17 protein-coding genes are annotated in these 20,726 nt (G+C 68.7%); 16 read left to right on the plus strand and 1 reads right to left on the minus strand.

What is annotated here, in order from left to right:
- Nucleotides 1-94: 94 nt before the first annotated feature.
- From lanKC to EAO79_RS07440, 11 genes are all read left to right on the plus strand, one after another.
- On the plus strand, nucleotides 95-2,749 hold the full coding sequence (gene lanKC / locus EAO79_RS07395; RefSeq protein ID WP_124768574.1) for a class III lanthionine synthetase LanKC: 2,655 nt from the start codon (nucleotides 95-97) through the stop codon (nucleotides 2,747-2,749).
- Nucleotides 2,718-2,855: a hypothetical protein gene (locus EAO79_RS19055; protein ID WP_153303372.1), complete on the plus strand. Its 138-nt coding sequence runs from the start codon at nucleotides 2,718-2,720 to the stop codon at nucleotides 2,853-2,855. Before lanKC ends, EAO79_RS19055 begins: the two co-directional genes overlap by 32 nt.
- Nucleotides 2,856-2,965: 110 nt before the next feature.
- Nucleotides 2,966-3,712, plus strand: a complete 747-nt coding sequence (locus EAO79_RS07400; RefSeq protein WP_124768575.1) for an ABC transporter ATP-binding protein — start codon at nucleotides 2,966-2,968, stop codon at nucleotides 3,710-3,712.
- Nucleotides 3,713-3,714: 2 nt separating this feature from the next.
- A complete protein-coding gene (locus EAO79_RS07405; protein WP_164486915.1) occupies nucleotides 3,715-5,088 on the plus strand; it encodes an FtsX-like permease family protein in 1,374 nt (457 codons plus the stop codon).
- A 97-nt stretch (nucleotides 5,089-5,185) separates the two neighbouring features.
- Nucleotides 5,186-7,768, plus strand: coding sequence for an ATP-dependent Clp protease ATP-binding subunit (locus tag EAO79_RS07410; RefSeq protein ID WP_124768577.1), 2,583 nt, complete (start codon nucleotides 5,186-5,188; stop codon nucleotides 7,766-7,768).
- 345 nt (nucleotides 7,769-8,113) lie between these two features.
- On the plus strand, nucleotides 8,114-9,976 hold the full coding sequence (gene dnaK, locus EAO79_RS07415) for a molecular chaperone DnaK (RefSeq protein WP_064297153.1): 1,863 nt from the start codon (nucleotides 8,114-8,116) through the stop codon (nucleotides 9,974-9,976).
- Between the two features lie 2 nt (nucleotides 9,977-9,978).
- Complete coding sequence (locus EAO79_RS07420; RefSeq protein ID WP_124768578.1) at nucleotides 9,979-10,674, plus strand: nucleotide exchange factor GrpE; 696 nt, start codon at nucleotides 9,979-9,981, stop codon at nucleotides 10,672-10,674.
- A gap of 2 nt (nucleotides 10,675-10,676) precedes the next feature.
- Nucleotides 10,677-11,678, plus strand: a complete 1,002-nt coding sequence (locus EAO79_RS07425; RefSeq protein WP_079704948.1) for a DnaJ C-terminal domain-containing protein — start codon at nucleotides 10,677-10,679, stop codon at nucleotides 11,676-11,678.
- Nucleotides 11,679-11,708: 30 nt separating this feature from the next.
- Nucleotides 11,709-12,125, plus strand: a complete 417-nt coding sequence (locus EAO79_RS07430; RefSeq protein WP_064297156.1) for a heat shock protein transcriptional repressor HspR — start codon at nucleotides 11,709-11,711, stop codon at nucleotides 12,123-12,125.
- Nucleotides 12,126-12,216: 91 nt separating this feature from the next.
- Nucleotides 12,217-12,858 (plus strand): hypothetical protein, encoded by a 642-nt coding sequence (locus tag EAO79_RS07435; RefSeq protein WP_079704954.1) that lies wholly within the window; start codon nucleotides 12,217-12,219, stop codon nucleotides 12,856-12,858.
- Nucleotides 12,859-12,897: 39 nt separating this feature from the next.
- Nucleotides 12,898-14,097, plus strand: coding sequence for a methyltransferase (locus EAO79_RS07440; protein ID WP_124768579.1), 1,200 nt, complete (start codon nucleotides 12,898-12,900; stop codon nucleotides 14,095-14,097).
- A 90-nt stretch (nucleotides 14,098-14,187) separates the two neighbouring features.
- Here the strand turns inward: EAO79_RS07440 and EAO79_RS07445 are convergent, their stop codons facing one another.
- On the minus strand, nucleotides 14,188-15,660 hold the full coding sequence (locus tag EAO79_RS07445) for a hypothetical protein (protein WP_124768580.1): 1,473 nt from the start codon (nucleotides 15,658-15,660) through the stop codon (nucleotides 14,188-14,190).
- Between the two features lie 91 nt (nucleotides 15,661-15,751).
- Between EAO79_RS07445 and EAO79_RS07450 the strand changes: the two genes are divergently transcribed.
- From EAO79_RS07450 to EAO79_RS07470, 5 genes are all read left to right on the plus strand, one after another.
- Nucleotides 15,752-16,669 carry a DUF817 domain-containing protein gene (locus EAO79_RS07450; RefSeq protein ID WP_124768581.1) on the plus strand — a complete coding sequence of 306 codons (918 nt, stop codon included), beginning with the start codon at nucleotides 15,752-15,754 and terminating at the stop codon, nucleotides 16,667-16,669.
- Nucleotides 16,670-16,837: 168 nt separating this feature from the next.
- Nucleotides 16,838-18,559: a cell wall metabolism sensor histidine kinase WalK gene (locus EAO79_RS07455; RefSeq protein ID WP_161578557.1), complete on the plus strand. Its 1,722-nt coding sequence runs from the start codon at nucleotides 16,838-16,840 to the stop codon at nucleotides 18,557-18,559.
- Between the two features lie 52 nt (nucleotides 18,560-18,611).
- The gene (gene clpS / locus EAO79_RS07460; RefSeq protein ID WP_056009029.1) at nucleotides 18,612-18,896 is read left to right on the plus strand and encodes an ATP-dependent Clp protease adapter ClpS; all 285 of its coding nucleotides are present in this window, start codon (nucleotides 18,612-18,614) and stop codon (nucleotides 18,894-18,896) included.
- A complete protein-coding gene (locus tag EAO79_RS07465; RefSeq protein ID WP_124768583.1) occupies nucleotides 18,893-19,462 on the plus strand; it encodes a DUF2017 family protein in 570 nt (189 codons plus the stop codon). The genes clpS and EAO79_RS07465 overlap by 4 nt, the downstream gene beginning before the upstream one ends.
- A gap of 52 nt (nucleotides 19,463-19,514) precedes the next feature.
- Nucleotides 19,515-20,720: a glycosyltransferase gene (locus tag EAO79_RS07470; RefSeq protein WP_124768584.1), complete on the plus strand. Its 1,206-nt coding sequence runs from the start codon at nucleotides 19,515-19,517 to the stop codon at nucleotides 20,718-20,720.
- Nucleotides 20,721-20,726: the final 6 nt, after the last annotated feature.

The raw sequence follows: 20,726 nt of genomic DNA on the forward strand, positions 1-20,726 counted from the left end.
CCGCGTGGTGAACGGGCGGTAGCGCGGAGGGAGCCCCTTGCGGTCGACCATCTTAAACTCTACATTTGAAATATCAAACAAGGGAGGACTCTTCGTGGACCAGCGGTATTTCCAGTTCAGTCATCCGGAGCTGCCCTTCTACTCGTCTGCGAAGGCACAGCGGCGCGGCGACGGATTCCAGCCGCAAGGTATCCCCAACGACTGGCGGCGCTTCCGTCAAAGCGGCTGGGAGATGTGCGCTCCACCAGATCTGGACCTACCCGTTCAGGGTTGGAAGATTCACGTCTCCGCAACTCCTGACACGGCCGCTGAGACACTGCAGGCCACAGTTGACGTATGTGTGGCGATGAGCGCGTCGTTCAAGTTCGTTCCGACCCGCGACGGTCTCGTGGCACGAAACTCGAAGAGCGCGGACAGGGCTGCGAGCGGAAAGTTCGTGACTGTCTATCCGTGCGATGCTCATCAACTGGATCGCCTGATTGACACCCTCTCCGCGTGTCTCAGTGGTCGGCCAGGACCATTCATCCTGAGCGATGTGAGAATCGGTGACGGTCCACTATATCTCCGCTACGGCGGATTCATGCCCCTGATGGTCCCAGATGCAACCGATGAGCCCGTGCTTTCTCTCGTCGGCGATGAGTTCCGACTGATCGCCGACCTTCGCGTGCCGTACTTCGACATGCCTGCCGAGGTCCAAATGACAGACAAAGTGCGACACGCCATCAAGATCTTCCGTGAGGTGCCTGCCGAGCAGTCACCTCTCGATGACTATGACTTGCTCACCCCGCTGAAGTTCTCGAACAGCGGGGGAGTCTACGAGGCGTCGTCAGGTGGAGGGGCCGTCCGCTCGATCGTGAAAGAAGCAAGGCCTCTTGCTGGCCTAGACGCGCGCGGACGCGATGCAGTCGAACGACTCAACGTCGAGAGCGAAACGCTGTCGCACGTGGCACATCTTGAGATTGCTCCGCGGCCTATCCGGATGTTCACCGCGTGGGAACACCGGTTTCTCGAGATGGAGCACGTCCCCGGGGAGCCGCTGAGTGCATGGGGGGCGAAAAACTATCCATTCAGTCGGGAACGCCTGGCCAGTGATGAGCAGTCGCGCTTCGTCGATTGTGTGGATCGCATCATGAGTTCGATCGAACGGTGCGTTGCGATGCTTCATCAGCAGGGAGCGGTTGCTGGTGATCTGCACCCCGGCAACGTCCTTGTGCTTGCCGACCTGTCGGTTCGCCTCATCGACCTCGAGGACGGACGGCAACCGAACAGTCGAACGCGGTCGAGCTTCAACGCGCTGGGTTATGCTCCGCCGGACGGGTACACCGCTGCAGAAGCTGACTGGTTCGCAGTGTCACGTATCGCCGCGTCCCTCTTTCAGGTCAACAGGTCGATCGAGATACTCGCCCCAGGTCACTGGTACAGGACTATAGACATGGTCTCGGCGACGTTTGGCTCGAGGGCAGCGGAAATCATCCGTCGCGCTTGTGTCAAACTGCCGCGTGACTTGACGACTCAGGTCGAACTGACACCGGCCGAGTCGCCATCCGTGTGGGACGTCGAACGGCTGGGAGACCCAGTGACGCGTGATCGACTTGCTCAGGGTGTTCTGGCGTCCCTCCGTGCAACGTCCGGCGCACTCTTTCCTGGCGATGTGGCCCAAGCCGACCCGTTCGGAACGGTGAATGTTGCGAACGGGGCTGCCGGAGTGTTGCTCTCCCTGGCGCGCGCGGATGTCGACATCACGTCAGACCTCACTGAATGGCTCGTCGCCGCGGCCGATACCTCACCTCCCGATACGAAACCCGGTTTGTTCAACGGCCTTGCGGGCGTCGCTGCGGCACTCAGCGAACTTGGTGCACACGATGCGGCGAAGCGCCATATCGATCGCTCATTGCAGGCACGAGGCAGGACGCGTAGCCTCAACCTGTTCGGCGGACTCGCAGGGATTGGCCTGTCAGCCGTCGGCGCAGCGCTCGAGTATGAAGACTCGGAGTACTTCGAGATTGCGCTGGAGTGCGCCGCCCGCATTTCGGCACAGCTGTTCTCCGACGGTGAATCCAGCGCATCTGAGGCACTCGACCGTCGGGCAGGGCTGTTGTTCGGATGGTCGGGTATCTCCTTGTTCTTGTCCACGCTCGCGCGACACCACGAAGACTTTGGCGCTATGCGACTCGCTATCCGAGCAGTCGAGCGCGACCTTTCTCGGACGCGTTCGTACGCTGATGACCTCGTGGGAATTGAGGACACGGAGAACGGGAGAACACTTCCGTATCTTGCTCGAGGCAGCGCGGGGGTTCTTGTGGCAATCGCGCAATTGCAGGACCGGGTCGACCTCGGTGACGACGTCTCGCTTGTGACAGCGGGACTGCGACGCGCCTGCGCGAGCCACACGTACGCGTTCTCTGGTCTCTTCAACGGCCGTGCGGGGATACTCGCAGCGCTCGCGGCTGATCGCGCTCCGATCGCAACTGACGGCGCTGAATTCCAACGAAGCGCTCTCGCTTACGACGCCTTGTGTTGGAGACGATCGGTGCAGTTTCCCGGAGAGAACTACCTCCGATTGTCCAGCGACTTGGCGACTGGAAGTGCAGGTATCCTCGCCGCGCTCACAGCACAACGTCAAAGAGACCTGTCCTGGCTGCCGCTGATGCAGCAGCCCGGGCTGTTCGAGCGAGCGCAGGGTTCGCTCGGTCTTGATCGGAGAGGAGGTGATGAACATGAACAAGGTTCTCGACCTTCAGCGCCGTGATGCGCATCGCGGCATCGGAACGCTAGGCAGCAACTGGAGCTGGTGGGCCTGCGGCGAAAACCAGCCGGAGAGTTCGGCCAGCCTGTTCGCGTGCGCGGGCGGCTGATGAGGGGGGCTGCTGCGCACACGAGGACATCGAGCGCAGCAGCCCCGATGCTCACGACCGACCTGAGGTGGTGGAGACACCGTGCCTGAACGACGAAAGACACTGCAACGATGAGCCTGGAAGCACGCGATCTCTCCTTCGGCTATTCACTGCATCGCCGCGAACCGGTCCACGTGTTGCGGGGGGTGAGTCTTTCTGTAGCCGCCGGTGAGTCGTTGGCGGTCGTCGGGCCCTCGGGATCCGGGAAGTCGACACTCTTGCACTGCCTATCTGGTCTCCGAGCGCCGACACGTGGAAGCGTCGTGGCGTTGGGGACGGAGCTGTCATCCCTGACCGAGTGGGGTCGTTCCCGATTCCGGCGGCGGTCCGTCGGCTTCGTGTTCCAGGACTACAACCTGATCCCCTCCATTAACGTGCGGGACAATCTCGCGTTGCCAGCGCTCTTCGCCGGTCGCGCAGCCGGGCGTCAGGCGGTCGCAGATATCGCCGCAGACATCGGACTGTCGTCGCGCCTCCGGCATCGCCCGGACGAGCTGTCAGGCGGTGAACGGCAGCGCGTCGCGATCGGCCGGGTGTTGCTGTCGCAGGCTGAATTGGTCTTCGCCGACGAACCCACCGGTGCACTTGACACGTCGTCAGGACGGGTCGTGCTCGACCTCCTGTTCGGATCGCTCGGTCCCGAACGCACGATGGTGATGGTTACCCATGACCTCGATGCTGCTGCGCGGGCGGATCGTGTGCTGGTCCTCTGTGACGGTTCTGTCCACGCCGAGCTGACGTCCGCCACCCCGGCAGCGCTCTGGTCCGCCATCGAAACGGCCCGCGCGGACAGTGTCCATACGTCCGTGGGAGCATGACGATGGCCGGTCTCGTTCTCCGCACACTCCTGCAGCAGTGGCGGGTGTGGATCTCCCTGCTCCTGTTCCTGGCACTCGCGAACGCGCCCCTTGTCAGCGTGGGAGCGCTCGTGGAGGTCGCCGATCGGCTGCCCGTCCGGGAACAGCGCATCGTCCGGAATCTGAGCACGCCGATGTCCGGGATGGCCTCGGTCGCCGTCTTCGTCATCACCTCGAGCGCGGTCTCCTTGGCGGTGCAACTCCAGCGTCGACCGTTCGCGACCTGGAAGCTCGCGGGGATGTCGTCAGTGCGGATCGCCGGCGTCCTTGTGTCGCAGCTGATCGTGCTCGGGACCGTGGGTGGAGCGCTCGGGCTGCCGCTGGCCCTATTGGTCGCACCGCGGTTCACCAGCTGGGTCCTGCAGGCCAACGCGGTCACCGCGATCGTCGATGCCCCGGCGAGCACGCTGGTGCTCCTGTCGACCTGGGCGCTGCTCATCGGCATCCTGTTGCTCGCCGGTCTGCAAGGTGTCGGCTCGATCCTCCGGGTACCGGCGGTCGATGCGGTCCTGAGCGCGGAAGTCGTCCGCCGTCGCCCGACCGCGTTCAGGCTCACGCTCAGCCTGGTCATGTCGGCGGCGGTCCTCGCAGTGGCGGCCGCAATGGTCGGTTCGGCTAGCGGCGACGTGTCCAGTCGGCTCGGTCTCCTAGTAGGCCTCGCGATGCTCCTGTCGTTGCTCATCATCCCGCTGATCGCGCTGCACGTCTCGCGGATCGCTGCACTGTTCCTCGCGGCGTGGACATGGATCGTCCCACGTCGGTGGTCGACGGCTTGGTACCTCGCGCGTCGTGGCTGCGCCTTCCGCTTGGATCGTGTAGGCGTCTCCCTCGTTCCGCTCTACGTCGCGGTCGCCCTCGCGAATTCGATCTACACCGTGTTCGAGACCGCCGATTCCGCCAGGAGGGCGGCCGGGCTTGTGCCCGCCGGCGAGCACGGCATCAACCACTCCGGCGTCTGGACCGTTCTCGGTCCGACGGTCGTCCTGGCGATCGCCGGCACCGCGACGGTCGTGGTGATGGCTGCTCGTGAGCGGGCGCGCGAGCGCGCGCTGCTGGCTGTGGGCGGCGTCAGTCACCGCTCGATCGTCGGAGCCGTCGTCGTCGAAGCCTTCATGTATGCCGTGACCGCGACGTTCCTCGGGCTCCTGACGGCAGCGGCTGTCTCAGCGGTGGAGGCTGAGGCGTTCGGTCGCCTCGAAGCGGGGGCGCGCCCGGTGCTCGCCGTCGCGCCAGGCCTCGCGGTCGGCGCTGGAGGCTTCTGTGTGCTGGCTGCCGCCCTCGCTTTGCCCGCGGCGCTGGAGCATCGTCGGGCGGCGGTGGACAGGCTCGCTCGCTGAAGGTTCGCTGGGACGAGGATCGTTGCCGGGAATAGCTTTGGGCATCCCGCGTTGGACTTGAGCGTACGACACTCAAGTTTGAATCCAGGAGGTTCACGTGCCCGAAGACTTCACCCAGGGCGGCGCAGCAGCAGACGGCGGATCGTCGTCGTTCGACGACTTCCTCGCCCGATACCTCGAGGGCGAGCAGGCGCGTTCGGCGCGGACCATCGACCTCAGCCGCTTCCTCACCGCACGGACGCAGGAGATCCTGCAGCGCGCCGGCCGGTTCGCGCTCGAGCGCGGCCAGAACGAGCTCGACGCGCTGCACATCCTGCGCGTCATCGTGAGCGAAGAGCCCGCCAAGGACGCCGTCGCGCGCCTCGGCGTCGACCCGAAGGCCATCGCCAAGGCCGCCGAGCAGCGCCTGCCGCAGGCGTCCTCGCCGAGCGTCAAGGACCCGGCCATCACACCGTCGGCCCAGCGCGCGCTGTTCCACGCCTACCAGGTGGCCCGCGCCGCCGGATCGACGTACGTCGACCCCGAGCACCTCTTCTTCGCCCTCGTCATCAACCAGGACTCGCCTGCCGGTGAGGTCCTCGCCCGCGCCGGCGTCACGGCGGAGGCGCTGACCCAGGGCATGCGCCAGACCGTCGGCGACCCCGGTGTCGCCACCGACGACCAGGACGACCGCGATGCCGACGACCTCGACTCGGACACCCCGATGCTCGACCGTTTCGGCACCGACCTCACGGCGCTCGCCGCAGGCGGATCGCTCGACCCCGTCATCGGACGTTCCGAGGAGATCGAGCAGACCATCGAGATCCTCTCCCGCCGCACGAAGAACAACCCCGTGCTCGTCGGGGAGGCCGGCGTCGGCAAGACCGCGGTCGTCGAGGGGCTCGCCCAGGCGATCGTCGACGGCGGCGTCCCGGAGCAGTTGCGCGGGAAGCGCGTCATCTCACTCGACCTGCCGGCCATGGTCGCCGGAACCCGGTACCGCGGTGACTTCGAAGAGCGCCTCACCGGCCTGCTCGACGAGATCGCAGCCAACCGCTCCGAGCTGATCGTCTTCATCGACGAGGTCCACACGGTCGTCGGCGCCGGAGGTTCCGGCGAGGGCGGCATGGACGCCGGCAACATGCTCAAGCCGCGTCTCGCGCGCGGTGAGCTGCACCTCATCGGTGCGACCACGCTCCGTGAGTACCGCGGGATCGAGAAGGACCCGGCACTCGAACGCCGCTTCCAGCCCGTGCGCATCGGCGAGCCGTCGATCGAGGACGCCGTCCTCATCCTCGACGGTCTCCGTCCGGCCTACGAGGAGCACCACGACGTCCGCTTCACCGACGACGCCCTCCGCGCCGCCGTCGAGCTGTCGGCCCGGTACCTGCCCGACCGTGTCCTGCCCGACAAGGCCATCGACCTCGTCGACCAGGCCGGAGCCCGGCTGCGGTTGCGGCTCGGGAAGGCGGTCGACGTGAGCGCCCTCGTCGAGGAGCTCGCGACACTCGAGGCGTCGAAGAACGCGGCCGTGTCGGCCGAGCACTACGAGGAGGCCTCGCGCATCCGCGACGAGATCACCGCCGTGCAGGCGAAGCTCGACGCCGCCTCCAACGGACCCGGTGCCCGCACCGACCGCGACGCGGTCGTCGACGAGGCCCAGATCGCCGGCGTCGTGTCCCGCGCCACCGGCATCCCGGTCAGTCGGCTCACGGAGGGCGAGCGGGAACGTCTCGCCGGTCTCGAGGACGAACTGCACGCCCGCGTCGTCGGCCAGCACGACGCCGTGACCGCGGTGTCGAAGGCCGTCCGTCGCAACCGCACGGGCATGGGGGATGCGAACCGACCCGTCGGCAGCTTCCTGTTCCTCGGCCCCACCGGCGTCGGTAAGACGGAGCTCGCGAAGGCGCTCGCCGGATCCCTCTTCGCTGACGAGCACTCCGTGATCCGCTTCGACATGAGTGAGTTCGGCGAACGCCACACGGTGTCGCGACTCGTCGGCGCCCCTCCCGGGTACGTCGGGTTCGACGAGGCGGGCCAGCTCACCGAGCGCGTGCGGCGCAACCCGTACTCGATCGTGCTGTTCGACGAGATCGAGAAGGCACACCCCGACGTCTTCAACCTGCTCCTGCAGGTGCTCGACGACGGTCGCCTGACCGACGGTCAGGGGCGGACGATCGACTTCCGCAACACGGTCGTCGTCATGACCTCGAACCTCGGTTCCGAGTTCCTCGCATCCCGTTCCGGTGCGATGGGCTTCGTCGCCGGCGGCGCGGACGACCCGACGGGCTTCGGTTCCGAGGAGGCGCTGCGGGCCCGGGTCATGGGCAAGCTGCGCGAGGCGATGCGTCCGGAGTTCCTCAACCGCATCGATGAAATCGTCCTCTTCCGCAAGCTCGACCAGCAGCAGCTGCAGGAGATCGTCGGACTGATGCTCGGCCGCACGACCGAACGGTTGGCCGCGCGCGGTGCATCACTCGAGACGACGCCTGAGGCGCTCGCGCTCCTCGCGGAGCTCGGCTACGAGCCGGAGTACGGCGCGCGCCCCCTGCGTCGCCTGATCCAGCGTGAGGTCGACGACCGCATCGCCGAGCTCGTCGTGGGCGGCGGGGTCGGCGACGGCTCGACCGTGCACGTCGACGCGGTCGGCGGGAAGATCGTCGTCACCGAGCATGCTGCAGTGCTGGTGGACGCCGCGTAGGCATTACCCCTTCGACAGGCTCAGGGGCCGGGATTCGTTCCGGACTCTGGGCCTGTCGTCACTCGCGGACCGTTCCCCGTCCTGGTCCCCGAGCTTGTCGAAGGGCACCTGGGTCGCGGTCACCCTGGCCATCCGCTGGGAGTTGAGCCAGGCGGACTCAACTTTCTTGACGTCGAAACCGGGCCTCGGTAGCATTGAGTCATCGGGGCTCAAGTCTCGACGTCACACCAGCATCACCCCATCAACCAGCTCGGTGCCGAGCTCGTCGAGTCGGCCGGACGCCATCCGCATGCCGCCCGAGTCGACGAGTTCCGAACCGGCAGTCAACACAAGGAGAACCAACACATGGCACGTGCAGTAGGCATCGACCTCGGTACCACCAACTCGGTGGTCGCCGTCCTCGAAGGTGGAGAACCCACCGTCATCGCCAACGCCGAGGGCTTCCGCACCACCCCCTCCGTCGTCGCATTCACCAAGGACGGCGAGGTGCTCGTCGGCGAGACCGCGAAGCGCCAGGCCGTCACCAACGTCGACCGCACCATCGCGAGCGTCAAGCGCCACATGGGCACCGACTGGAAGTTCGACGTCGACGGCAAGAAGTACACGCCGCAGGAGCTGTCCGCCCGCATCCTCGCGAAGCTGAAGCGCGACGCCGAGCAGTACCTGGGCGACACCGTGACCGACGCGGTCATCACCGTCCCCGCCTACTTCAACGACGCCGAGCGTCAGGCCACGAAGGAGGCCGGTGAGGTCGCGGGCCTCAACGTGCTCCGCATCATCAACGAGCCGACCGCCGCAGCCCTCGCCTACGGCCTCGACCGCGGCAAGGAGGACGAGCTCATCCTCGTCTTCGACCTCGGTGGCGGTACCTTCGACGTCTCGCTGCTCGAAGTGGGCAAGGACGACGACTTCTCCACCATCCAGGTCCGCTCCACCTCGGGTGACAACCGCCTCGGTGGAGACGACTGGGACCAGCGCGTCGTCGACTACCTGATCAAGCGCTTCAAGGACTCGACCGGTGTCGACGTCTCGGGCGACAAGATCGCGAAGCAGCGCCTCAAGGAGGCCGCCGAGCAGGCGAAGAAGGAGCTCAGCTCCTCGATGTCGACCTCGATCCAGCTCCCGTACCTCTCCCTCACGGAGAACGGCCCGGCCAACCTCGACGAGACGCTCTCCCGCGCCAAGTTCGAGGAGCTCACGCAGGACCTGCTCGAGCGCACCCGCAAGCCGTTCAACGACGTCATCGCCGAGGCCGGCGTGAAGGTCTCCGACATCGCGCACGTCGTGCTCGTCGGTGGATCGACCCGTATGCCCGCCGTCGCGGAGCTCGTCAAGAAGCTCACCGGTGGTCAGGAGCCCAACAAGGGCGTCAACCCTGACGAGGTCGTCGCCGTCGGCGCAGCCCTCCAGGCCGGCGTGCTGAAGGGTGAGCGCAAGGACGTGCTGCTCATCGACGTCACCCCCCTGTCGCTCGGTATCGAGACCAAGGGTGGCATCATGACGAAGCTCATCGAGCGCAACACCGCGATCCCCACGAAGCGGAGCGAGACCTTCACCACGGCCGACGACAACCAGCCGTCCGTCGCGATCCAGGTCTTCCAGGGTGAGCGCGAGTTCACCCGCGACAACAAGAACCTCGGCACCTTCGAGCTGACCGGCATCGCGCCGGCTCCGCGCGGTGTGCCGCAGGTCGAGGTCACCTTCGACATCGACGCCAACGGCATCGTGCACGTGTCCGCCAAGGACAAGGGCACCGGCAAGGAGCAGTCGATGACCATCACCGGTGGCTCGTCCCTCGGCAAGGAGGACATCGAGCGCATGGTCCGCGAGGCCGAGGAGCACGCTGCGGACGACAAGGCCCGCCGTGAGCAGGCCGAGGTCCGCAACAGCGCCGAGCAGCTCGCCTACTCGATCGACAAGCTCATCAAGGAGAACGACGACAAGCTGCCCGAGGACGTCAAGACCGACGTCCAGGCCGACGTCGACGCTCTGAAGAGCGCGCTCGCTGGTGAGGACGAGGACGCGGTGAAGACCGCGTTCGACAAGCTCAACGAGAGCCAGGTCAAGCTCGGCGAGGCGATCTACGCCCAGGCGCAGGCCTCCGAGTCCGCCGCAGGAACCGAGGCCCCGGCCGAGGAGGCGACCTCCGATGAGGACGTCGTCGACGCCGAGGTCGTCGAGGACGAAGACGACAAGGACAAGAAGTAACCATGACTGACGAGAACCAGAACCAGAACCAGGACGATCCCATCATCCCTTCGACAGGCTCAGGACAGGCCGCGAAGCATGGGGACGACCCGGAGACCGGCGAGGTTCGTCAGCCTGGCACCGAGGGGGCTGACGCCGACGCGTCGGCCCCCTCGGGCGCACCTGCCGAATCCGCCGACGCCGACGCACCGGCCGCCGACCACGAGCTGACCGTCGAGGACATCCTCAACGCGGCTCCCGAGGAGCCCGTGCAGGGCGGCGACCTCTCCCCGGCCGAGCAGCTCGCTGCAGAACGCCTCGGCGACCTGCAGCGCGTCACGGCCGAGTACGCGAACTACCGGAAGCGCACCGAAGCCGGCCGCGAGGTGGAGCGCGAGCGCACCACCGGCGAGGTCGCCAAGGTCCTGCTGCCGGTGCTCGACGACCTCGACCGCGCAGACAAGCACGGCGACCTCGAGGGCGACGCCCCCTTCACGCAGATCGCGGCCAAGCTCCGCGGCGCTGCCGAGAAGCTCGGGCTGAAGCCGTTCGGAGCGGTCGGCGAGACCTTCGACCCCAACGTGCACGAGGCCATCTTCCAGCAGCCCACGCCGGGCGCCGAGGGCGAGACCGTCCTCGACGTTGTGGAGACCGGGTACCACCTGGGCTCCACCCTGCTGCGCGCCGCGAAGGTGGTCGTCGCGGTCCCGGCGAGCTAGCCATGGCGAGTCAGGACTGGTTCGACAAGGACTTCTACAAGGTCCTCGGCGTCAAGAAGGACGTGACGCCGGCGGAACTGAAGAAGGTCTACCGGAAGCTCGCCCGGCAGTACCACCCGGACTCCAACCCGGGTGATGCGAAGGCCGAGGCGAAGTTCAAGGAGATCAGCGAGGCCCACTCGGTGCTCGGCGACCCCGAGCAGCGCAAGGAGTACGACGCCGTTCGCGCCATGGGCGGTGGAGCACGCTTCACCGCCCCAGGTGCCGGCGGCGGCCAGGGCGGCTTCGAGGACGTCTTCGGGACGATGTTCGGTGGGGGCGGTGGTGGTGGCGGTCGCCAGAGCTACAGCTACCAGCAGGCTCCTCCCGGATACGAGGACATCCTCGGCGGCATGTTCGGCCAGGGTGGCTTCGGCCAGACCTCAGGTGGCTTCCGCGGCTACGGCGGACCCACGCCGGGCCGCGACATCACCGCGCACACGACGATCGACTTCATCACGGCCACGCAGGGCGACACCATCTCCCTGCAGACCTCCGAGGGACGCACCATCAAGGTGAAGATCCCGGCGGGTGTGTCGGATGGACAGAAGATCCGCCTGCGCGGCAAGGGGCAGCCGAGTCCGGACGGCGGCGAACCCGGCGATATCGTGGTCACCGTGAGTGTCCGCAAGCATCCCGTGTTCGAACGCGACGGCCTGAACCTCCGCGTCACCGTGCCGGTCACCTTCGTGGAGGCCGCGCTCGGCGCCACGATCGAGGTTCCGACGCTCGGCGGCGACCCCGTCAAGCTGCGCGTCGCCCCCGGCACGCCGAGCGGCCGCGTCCTGCGCGTCAAGGGCCGTGGTGTCGCGACGACGAAGGGCACCGGCGACCTCCTGGCCGTCGTGCAGATCGTCGTCCCGGCCCATCTCGGCGGCGAGGCCAAGGAAGCACTCGAACGGTTCCACGAGCTGGAGCCGAAGGACAACCCCCGCGACGAGCTCATCGCCAGGGCTCGGGGCTAGTAGCCAACAGCACACGGAAGGGCAGGGAGCATGGACGAGCATTCGCCGGTCTTCGCGATCGCGATGGCTGCCGAGCTCGCCGGCATGCACCCGCAGACCCTTCGGCAGTACGACCGGCTCGGGCTCGTGTCGCCGACGCGGACCGCAGGGAAGTCGCGCAGGTACTCGATGCGCGACATCGCCCAGCTCCGCGAGGTGTCCAGGCTCAGTGCCGAGGGCGTCAGCCTCGAGGGCATCTCCCGCATCCTGACCCTGGAGAACGAGGTCAGCTCGCTCCAGGGTCGGGTGCGGGAGCTCGAGCACGCGCTCGCCAACGCCCTGCTGCGAACCCCGGGCAACCGGGTGTTCGCCGCCGGCATGGAGGGGAGCGTCGTCCCGATGCGGAGCGGCACCCGCACCCGCCGCCGGACCGAGGTCGTCGTCTGGCGGCCGTCGCTCTCCGAGTAGCCGACCACAGCGCACTCGTGGTCGTCATCCCCCCGTGGATGACGACCACGGGTGCGCTGTCGTATGTCTGCGCGCCGCGTAGGGTTGGGGCATGAGCGCGCAGCCCGTGGTGACGAAGCCGGACCCGGCGCAGACCGCACCCGCGACGGCCCGGAGGCGGCGCGGCGCCCGGCTGACCGGATTGACCGCCTACCCGCTCATGTACTTCGGCGTCATCGCGGGCGTGCTTCCACTACTGACGCTCGTCGTGATCGGCGCCCCCATCCTCGTCGGCGTCCTGCTCGGTGCGGGCGAGGCCGAGTGGGTCGACGGCTTCTCGCGCGTGTTCGGTTTCATCCTGCTCTTCCTGACACCGCCGTTCGGCGCCTGGGTGTGGGGGTACGTCGCGCTCGGGGTCGTCGCCTTCCTCGGCGGCATCGCCCTCAGCCTGCGGATCCTGCGGCGTCACGGCGTGCGTCGCGCAGGAGCCGTCACGCACTGGGGCATGTGGGCCACCGTCCCGCTGCAGCTCATCTTCGCGGTCATCAGCCTCGTGATCGTGTTCGGTGCGATCGCGTCCGTCCGCGCCGAAGACGCCAGCGGCCTCGAGACCGTCCGCGCCTTCGGCCAGGGCGTCGCCATCGCCACGGTCGTCAACCTCCTCGTCTCCGCCGGGCTCGGCGTCCTCGTCTTCCCGGCAGTCCTCCGAGCCGTGAAGGCGGAGAAGCCGGCTCGGCGCGCGCGCCGTCGGTGACGCCGTTCCTCGTATCGCGTGGCCGGTTACGCTGAGGGGATGCCCGAGTTCTCCTTCGACGCGCTGCGCCGGTTCCCCGATCACGAGGCACCCAACCTCTTCGCCGTCGACGCGACCGACCGGCTCCTGCTCGACGAAGCGGCCGTGGCCCTGGCCGGGCGGGTGCCGACGCCCGGCGAGATCGTCGTCGTCGGCGACGCCTACGGGGCGCTCACCCTCGGGGCCATCGCGCTCCTGGGGGCGACCGACGTCCGGGTCCACCAGGACGCCGCCGTCGGTGAACGCGCCCTCGCGGCCAACGCCGAACGGCTCGGCGTCGACGGCGGCTTCCGCAACCTGCCGCTCGGCGAGGAGCTGTTCACGGGCGCATCACTTGTCCTCCTCCAACTCCCGAAGCACCTCGAAGCCCTGCATGAGATCGCCGCCGCCGTGGCCCGCTGGGGCGCCGTCGACGTCCGTCTCCTGGCCGGTGGCCGGGTGAAGCACCTCACGCCCGCGATGAACGAGGTCCTCGGTCGGAGCTTCGCGACCGTCACCGCGAGCCTCGCCCGGCAGAAGTCCCGAGTGCTCCGTGCGAGCGATCCGGTGACCGCCGCCGTCGAGGGAGCGCGTGACGAGGCCGACACCACGGCCTCGACCGCGCTGCGCACCGAGCACCATGCCGACATCGGCCTGACCATCGCCGCCGCCGGCGCAGCGTTCGCCGGCACGAAGCTCGACATCGGCACCCGCTTCCTGCTGGAGGCGCTGCCGGAGATCGGGCCCGACGCCCGGACGGCCATCGACCTCGGCTGCGGCACCGGCGTCCTCGCGGTGTCGCTCGCCATCGCCCGGCCCGAGCTCGCGGTCATCGCGACCGACCAGTCCGCTGCAGCCGTCGCCTCGACCACCGCGACCATCGCCGCCAACGACGACGCCGACCGCCGGCTGGCCGAGCGCATCACGGTGCTCCGCGACGACGGCCTGTCGATGCAGCCGGACGCGTCAGCCGACCTCATCGTCCTGAACCCGCCCTTCCACAGCGGGACCACCGTCCACACGGGCGTCGCCCACGACCTGTTCGCCGAGGCCGCGCGCGTCCTGCAGCCGGGCGGCACCCTCGCCGTCGTGTGGAACTCGCACCTCGGCTATCGGGCTGCCCTCGAGCGGCTCGTCGGTCCGACGACGCAGTTCGCGCGCAACCAGAAGTTCACGGTGACGGTCTCGCGCCCCCGGGCAGTCGGCGAGCCGCGTCCGTAAGTCCTGCTGCTTGGACCGTCCTGTGGGCACCGGCCGCTCGGACACCGGCGTCCTCGACAGTCCGGGCGGGCGTTGCAGGAGTTGTGACCGTCAGGCGGCGTTCCAGAGGCGCTCGATGCGCTCGCGGAGCGCGGTCTCCTCCGGGGACGCGTCGGCGTACTCGGAAGCGTCGATGGTGATGGTGTCCGTGGCGTCGAACCACCAGGTCCCCCGCTCACCCTCGACCTCGATGCTGGTCCACGTTCCCGGAGCGACGCTCGCCTTGACCAGGCCGATCGCCGCCCCGAGCGTCGTGTCGTCGCCCGCGTGGAATTCGACCTGCAGGCGACCGACACTGCTCTCGGCGGACGCCAGCGAGCCCATGGCGGTCAACCGCTCGACCAGGCCGAACAGCACGGTCGCGTCCCCGCGAGCGCCACGCACGGAGAACGTTCCAGGGGAACCGCTCACGACGGGGCCGTCGATGCCGAGCGACTCGACGACCGACGCCTCGGGCAGGGTGTCGAGGACGTCGAGGGCGGTGCGCCCGGCGCCCGGGCCTGCGACGGTGAGCCTGACGCTGTCACTCGACGCCGCGATCGCGGTCACGCCGGGCACCGCGCCGAGCGCCTGGACGACCGGCAGCATGTCCGCCGACTGGACGCCGTCATCCCAGGTGACGATGCCGCCCTGGATCTCCACTGCGACGTTCGCCGGAACCGCACCCGTCGCCACCGCGGTCGCGGCGGCCACGTCGTCGACGCTCGCGATGCGGAGGTCGATCGTGTCCGGGGTCAGCGTGGCGCCGATGACCTCGAACTGCTCGGCGACGGCCAGGTAGGCGGCGCGAGTCGTGCCAGGGTCGCCGCTGACCGTCGCTTCGTCGTCGACGCCTGAGGAGATGGAGAACCGCGCGTCCCTGTCCCAGTTGGGGAAGCCGGGGGCCGCATCGTCGGCGTCGTCCTCGTCGGGTCCGGCCGGGTCGACACCGTCGTCGCTGCGGCCGCTGACGACCGCGGCGGCGTAGGCGGGTGTCGCGTCGGCGGTCGCCCTGGCCAGGTCGTAGGCGTCGAGGAAGTCCTCTCCGGGACGCGCCACGAGGGAGAGCGAGGACGCACGCGCACCGTCGGTTCCAGCGGAGGCGAGCTGCAGCTCACCGCCCGGCACGCCCTCGTCCTCGAGTGACGCGAGCAGCTCCAGCTGGGTCGCGTTGTCGGCTCGTCGGTCGAGGACGGACAGGGTGAACCCACGGACGGTGAGGTCGACTCCCTCCCACGTCGCTCCGCCGCTCCGTTTCGCCTGCTCGTTCAGGAACCCGCCGATGCGGTCCACGATCGCGCTCAGCCGATCGTCGGTGACGTCGTCGTCCATGAGCACCGACGCCGATGCCGTACCGCTCCACGGCAGGGTGTTGCTCCCGGTCGTGTCGACATCGGCCACCTCCGGGACGCCGTCCAGGAGGTGCTCGAAGTCCCGCCCGGCGGCGGAAGCCGCGTTCACGTCGCCACAGCCCGAGAGGCCGAGGACGGCTGCCATGGCGAGCAACGCCGTGGCGGCGGTCCGGATCGTGCGGTTCTGCGGCATGGATCCACCCTAGGAGCTGCCCGTCGAAGCCCGCGTCGGGGCGGTCCCGACGTCTCAGGTCCGGCGCGGCGTGTGCCCGTATGCTGGCCCGATGTCCGAGCCGCCCACCCCCGCAGACGGAGCGGGTCGCGACGGACGTCGGGTGGACCAGCACGAACTGACCGCGGTCGAGCGCTGGATCGACGACCGGGCCAACCGGCTCCTGCGCGACGCCCCCGACGGCGGTGCACGGGCGAAGGCCGTCGAGTTCCTCGTCTTCGGGGCGAAACAGGCGTGGGCGTGCATCTTCGGCGCAGCGATGCTCGCGGTCATCGTCGCCGCCCGCCTCTGGTACCCGGACGACGTCTGGCTCGCCCGGAACGACGCGCTGGTCATCGCTGCGATCGTCATCCAGGGGGTCATGATCGTCACCAGGCTCGAGACGGGCCGCGAGCTCTGGGTGATCGTCCTGTTCCACGTCGTCGGGACGGGCATGGAGCTGTTCAAGACCGGGGTGGGGTCGTGGGAGTACGACGGCGGCGGGGTCCTGCACCTCGGCTCCGTGCCCTTGTACACCGGCTTCATGTACGCGGCCGTCGGGTCGTACATGGTGCGCGTGTACCGGCTCTTCGACCTCCGGTTCGACCGCTATCCACGGGTGTGGCTCACGACGATCATCGCAGCCGGCATCTACGTGAACTTCTTCAGCCAGCACTTCATCGTGGATCTGCGATGGGTGCTGCTCGCGGCCGTCCTCGTCGTGTTCGCCCGGACGATGATGCACTTCCGCGTGTTCCGTCGGACGCACCGCATGCCCGTGCTGGTGGCGTTCCTGCTCGTGGCCTGCTTCATCTGGATCGCCGAGAACATCGGGACGATCACGGGCGCTTGGCTGTACCCGAATCAGGAGGACGGCTGGCAGCTGGTCCCGCTCACCAAGCTGGTGTCGTGGTTCCTCCTCATGATGATCTCGGTGGTGATGGTCACCTGGGTGTACCCGCCGAAGCGGCCCGATCGTCTCCCGACCTGAGCCGCCTACTGTCAACGGTTGCTGAAGGCGGTGCGCTCACCGGGTAGGGTTCGGGAGTGAGCGGCCCGAGCCCGGTGATCGCTCGTCCCCTTCCGGAGAGCAGCCATGGCCCAGCGTCAGCCCCAGGACCCACGCTTCCGTGATCGTGGCGGCGCTCGGCCGGTCCCCATGCAGTCGGGTCCCGTTCCGGCGGGCCAGGCCCGCCCTGCCCCGGCTCGACCTGCCGCCGCTCCACGGCCCGCATCACCGGCCGTCGGCATCTCCGTCCCGGCCGCGGCAGCCGCACCCCTGCCGCGGGCCAACCACCTCTTCGCCGGTGCGCAGTTCGCGTTCATCGCCTCGATCCTGATGCTCGGGCTGTACATCGGCCTGACCTCGACCTGGACCCTGCTGGAGCCCGACTTCCTCATCGGGCTCTCCCTGACCGCTGCGGCCACGTCCCTGCTCTTCGCCGTGCCGCCGTCAGGCAAGCTCCGTGGCCTGCTCGTGCTCGTTCCGACCATCGACATCCTCGCCGTCGGGTTCTTCCGCGACACCCTGCCGAACCTGCCGACGTCGGGTCTCCTCATCGTGATCCCGGTGCTCTGGCTCGCGGGTGGGTTCGGGGTCTCGGCACTGCCCGTACCGGTGTTCGGAGCGATCTTCGTCTCCCTGGTGCCGGTCGCGCGCGCCGGAGCGTGGCCGACGACGCCTGGCGGGTGGGGTGCGATCTGCATCCTGCCGGCCCTGGTCCTCATCATGACCGTCACCGTGCACCTGGCCGCGCGCCAGCTCCGCGCCCACGAGGGACGGGCGCGCATCGCGCTCGCCGCGGCGACGGAAGCTGCGGCCGTCGCGACGACGGTCTCGGAATCCGTCGACGCCGCCGTCGCCTTCTTCCGGCCCGACGGCACGGTGGCGCTCCGGAATGAGGCCACGTACGAGCAGGCCCGACTGGCGGGGTTCGACCCCAAGACCCGCGCCGGCGTCCACGTCTACGGACCGGACCGGAAGACCCGGCTGCGGCCCGACGAGCAGGTCATCAACCGGGCGCTGCGCGGAGAGAGCTTCCGCGGCGATCTGTACTGGGTGGGGGAGCCGGGCGACCAGCGCGCCATCATCGGGAACGCGCGACAGGTGCACACCGACGACGGCACGTTCGTCGGCACCATCACCGTCGGTCACGACGTGACCGACCTCGCGAACGCGGTGGCGCTGCGGGAAGCGTTCCTCATCGACGTGTCCCACGAACTCCGCACCCCGTTGACGTCGATCATCGGCTACCTCGACCTCCTCACCGAGGGACATGACCTGCGGCAGCTCGGGCTCGAGCGCGAGGTCTCGACGATCCAGCGCAACGCGGAGCAGTTGTACGCGATCATCGGCGACCTGCTCGCGGCGGGCGACGCCGAGATGCGGGTGCGGATCGCCCTCACCGACGTCGCCGACATCGCCCGGCAGAGCGTGGGAGCGATCCTGCCGCAGGCGTCGGAGGCCGGTGTCGTCGTCCGAGCCGAGGTCCCGCCGCACGTGGAACTGGAGGGCGACGGTGGCCGGCTCCGCCAGGTCCTCGACAACCTGCTGTCGAACGCGGTGAAGTACACCCCGCGAGGTGGGCGGGTCGTCGTGACCGTCGCAGTGGACGGTGAGACCTGCACCGTGAACGTCGCGGACACCGGCATCGGCATCTCACCGGACGCCCAGCGGCAGCTCTTCGACCGTTTCTTCCGGGCCAGGGAGGTCCGCGACGACGCGCGGCCCGGCGTCGGCCTCGGGCTGTCGATCGTGAAGTCCATCACCGAGGCGCATCATGGCTGGATCACCGTGTCCAGCCGCCCGGGCCGCGGCTCCACCTTCACCGTGACCTTGCCGCTCCGCCAGCCGCGCGCCGGCGCACCGTCCGCTTCCTGAGTCGGACCCCGGCAGGGAGGCGCTGCGGCACGCATCGTGGGAGGCTTGGAGGATGGCGCAGATCCTCGACCAGCCGATCGTCGACGAGGCGACCCTCACCATGCAGCCGTGGGTCACCATCGTGTGGAACGACCCGGTGAACCTCATGTCCTACGTCTCGCTCGTGTTCCGCAGCTACTTCGGCTACACCCACGAGGAGGCGGAGCGACTCATGCTCGCCGTGCACCACGAGGGCCGTGCGGTCGTCGCGACCGGCAACCGCGAGGAGATGGAGCGCCACGTCGAGGCCATGCACGGGTACGGGCTCTGGGCCTCGCTCGCGAAGGCCGACGCATGAGCGCCTTCGTCCGTCCGCCCGTCGGACCCGTCGTGCTCCGTCTCGACGAGCAGGAGACCTCGATCCTCGAACAGTTGGCGAGCCAGCTCGTCGACATGCTCGAGGACGCGACGCGCGCCGGGCTGGCGACCGCCGTGGAGCTCGACCCCGCCATGGCGAGACTGGTGCCGGAGGGGTACCGCGACGACCCCGAGGCCGCCGCGGAGTTCCGACGCTTCACCGCCGACGACCTCGTCGGCGGCAAGGTGACCGCGGCGCGGACCGTCCTGGCGGCGCTCACCGCCGACGCGTCCGACGCGGCTCAGCCGACGGACGTCTCGGTCGGGCACGAGGACGGTGCAGCCGTGACCCTCGAGGGCGAGACGGCCTGGACCTGGCTGCGGTTCCTCAACGACACACGGCTCACCATCGCGGCTCGACTCGGCATCGAGGAGGACGACGCGGAGCCGTTCGACCCGTCTCCGACGAGCTCGGACGACGAGCAGGATCCGCAGCTCATGATGGCGATCTACGCCTGGCTCGGGTACCTGCAGGAGTCGATTGTCGCCGTCCTCGACGAAGCCTGAGTCGCGGCGCCGGACACCTGCGACCCCGGTGCCACGGGTAGCCTTGGTGACCATGCACATCCTCGTCTTCAGCGACCAGCACCCCGAGTCGTCCGGCGGGGCCCAGGTCTCGATCCGGCTGCAGCGGCGCTTCCTGGAGGCCGCGGGGCACACCGTCACGGTGTGCTCGCCGCGGATGCACCAGGAGCACGACGACGACCCGCACTATCTCGACACTCCCTCGATCCCCATCACACTCGACCGCGAGTACTCGATGACCGTGCCGGGCCGCCTCACCGACCGCTGGCTCGACGCACGCCTGGCCGAGCTACCCCCGGTCGACGTCGTCCACGTGCAGGCCGACTTCTGGCAGGCGCTCACGGCCTACCGCTACGCCGAACGGCACGGGATCCCGGCCCTCCACACCATGCACAACCGCATGGACGTCGGCATCGAACAGACCATGCCGGCGCCGGGCCTCGTCGTCGGAGCCCTGTCGTGGTGGCAGCGCCGGGTCCTCCGGCCGCGGCTCTCGACCCTGCCGACCGGCGTCTGGTCCTACCTGCAGGAGTTCGCCAAGCGTGCGGCCGTCGTCATCGCGCCGTCGCACCACTTCGCGCGCGTCCTCCGCGAGCAGGGGGTGACCGCCCACGCCGAGGTCCTGTCGACGGGCGTCGACGACGCGGTGCTCGACGAGATCCTCGACGAACGCGCGACCACGCTCCACGTGCCGCACCGGCTGCCGTCATTCGTGTGGATCGGCCGCTTCAGCCAGGAGAAGCGGCTCATGGAGTTCCTCGAGGCGGTCCGGCTCGCGGACGTCGACGCGGTGTTCCGCCTGTACGGGGCCGGACTCCTGCTCGCGAAGGCCCAGGCGTTCGTCGCACAACACGACCTCGCCGACCACGTCGTCTTCGCCGGTCGTGTCTCGTACCCCGACTCACTGCGCGCCATCGCCGACGCCGACGCCCTCGTGCAGACGTCGATCGGGTTCGAGACGCAGGGCATGACCGTGTTCGAGGCGGCCGCACTCGGCACACCGTCGATCATCAGCGACCCGAACATCGCGGCGGAGCTCCCGGCCGACTCGATGTGGCAGCCGACGGACGGTGGGGTCGAGGCGCTCGCCGAAGCGATCCGCCGCGCCGTCGCCGACATCGAGGCGGGAACCGCACCGGTCGTCGCACCGGGCCTCGCCCGCACCCTGCGCCAGTCGACGCAGACCACCCGCCTCATCAGCCTGTACGAGGCAGCCCTGCCGCCGGAGACCGCGCGCTAGCATCGG

It is taken from the genome of Plantibacter sp. PA-3-X8 (assembly GCF_003856975.1).
Taxonomy (GTDB): domain Bacteria; phylum Actinomycetota; class Actinomycetes; order Actinomycetales; family Microbacteriaceae; genus Plantibacter; species Plantibacter auratus.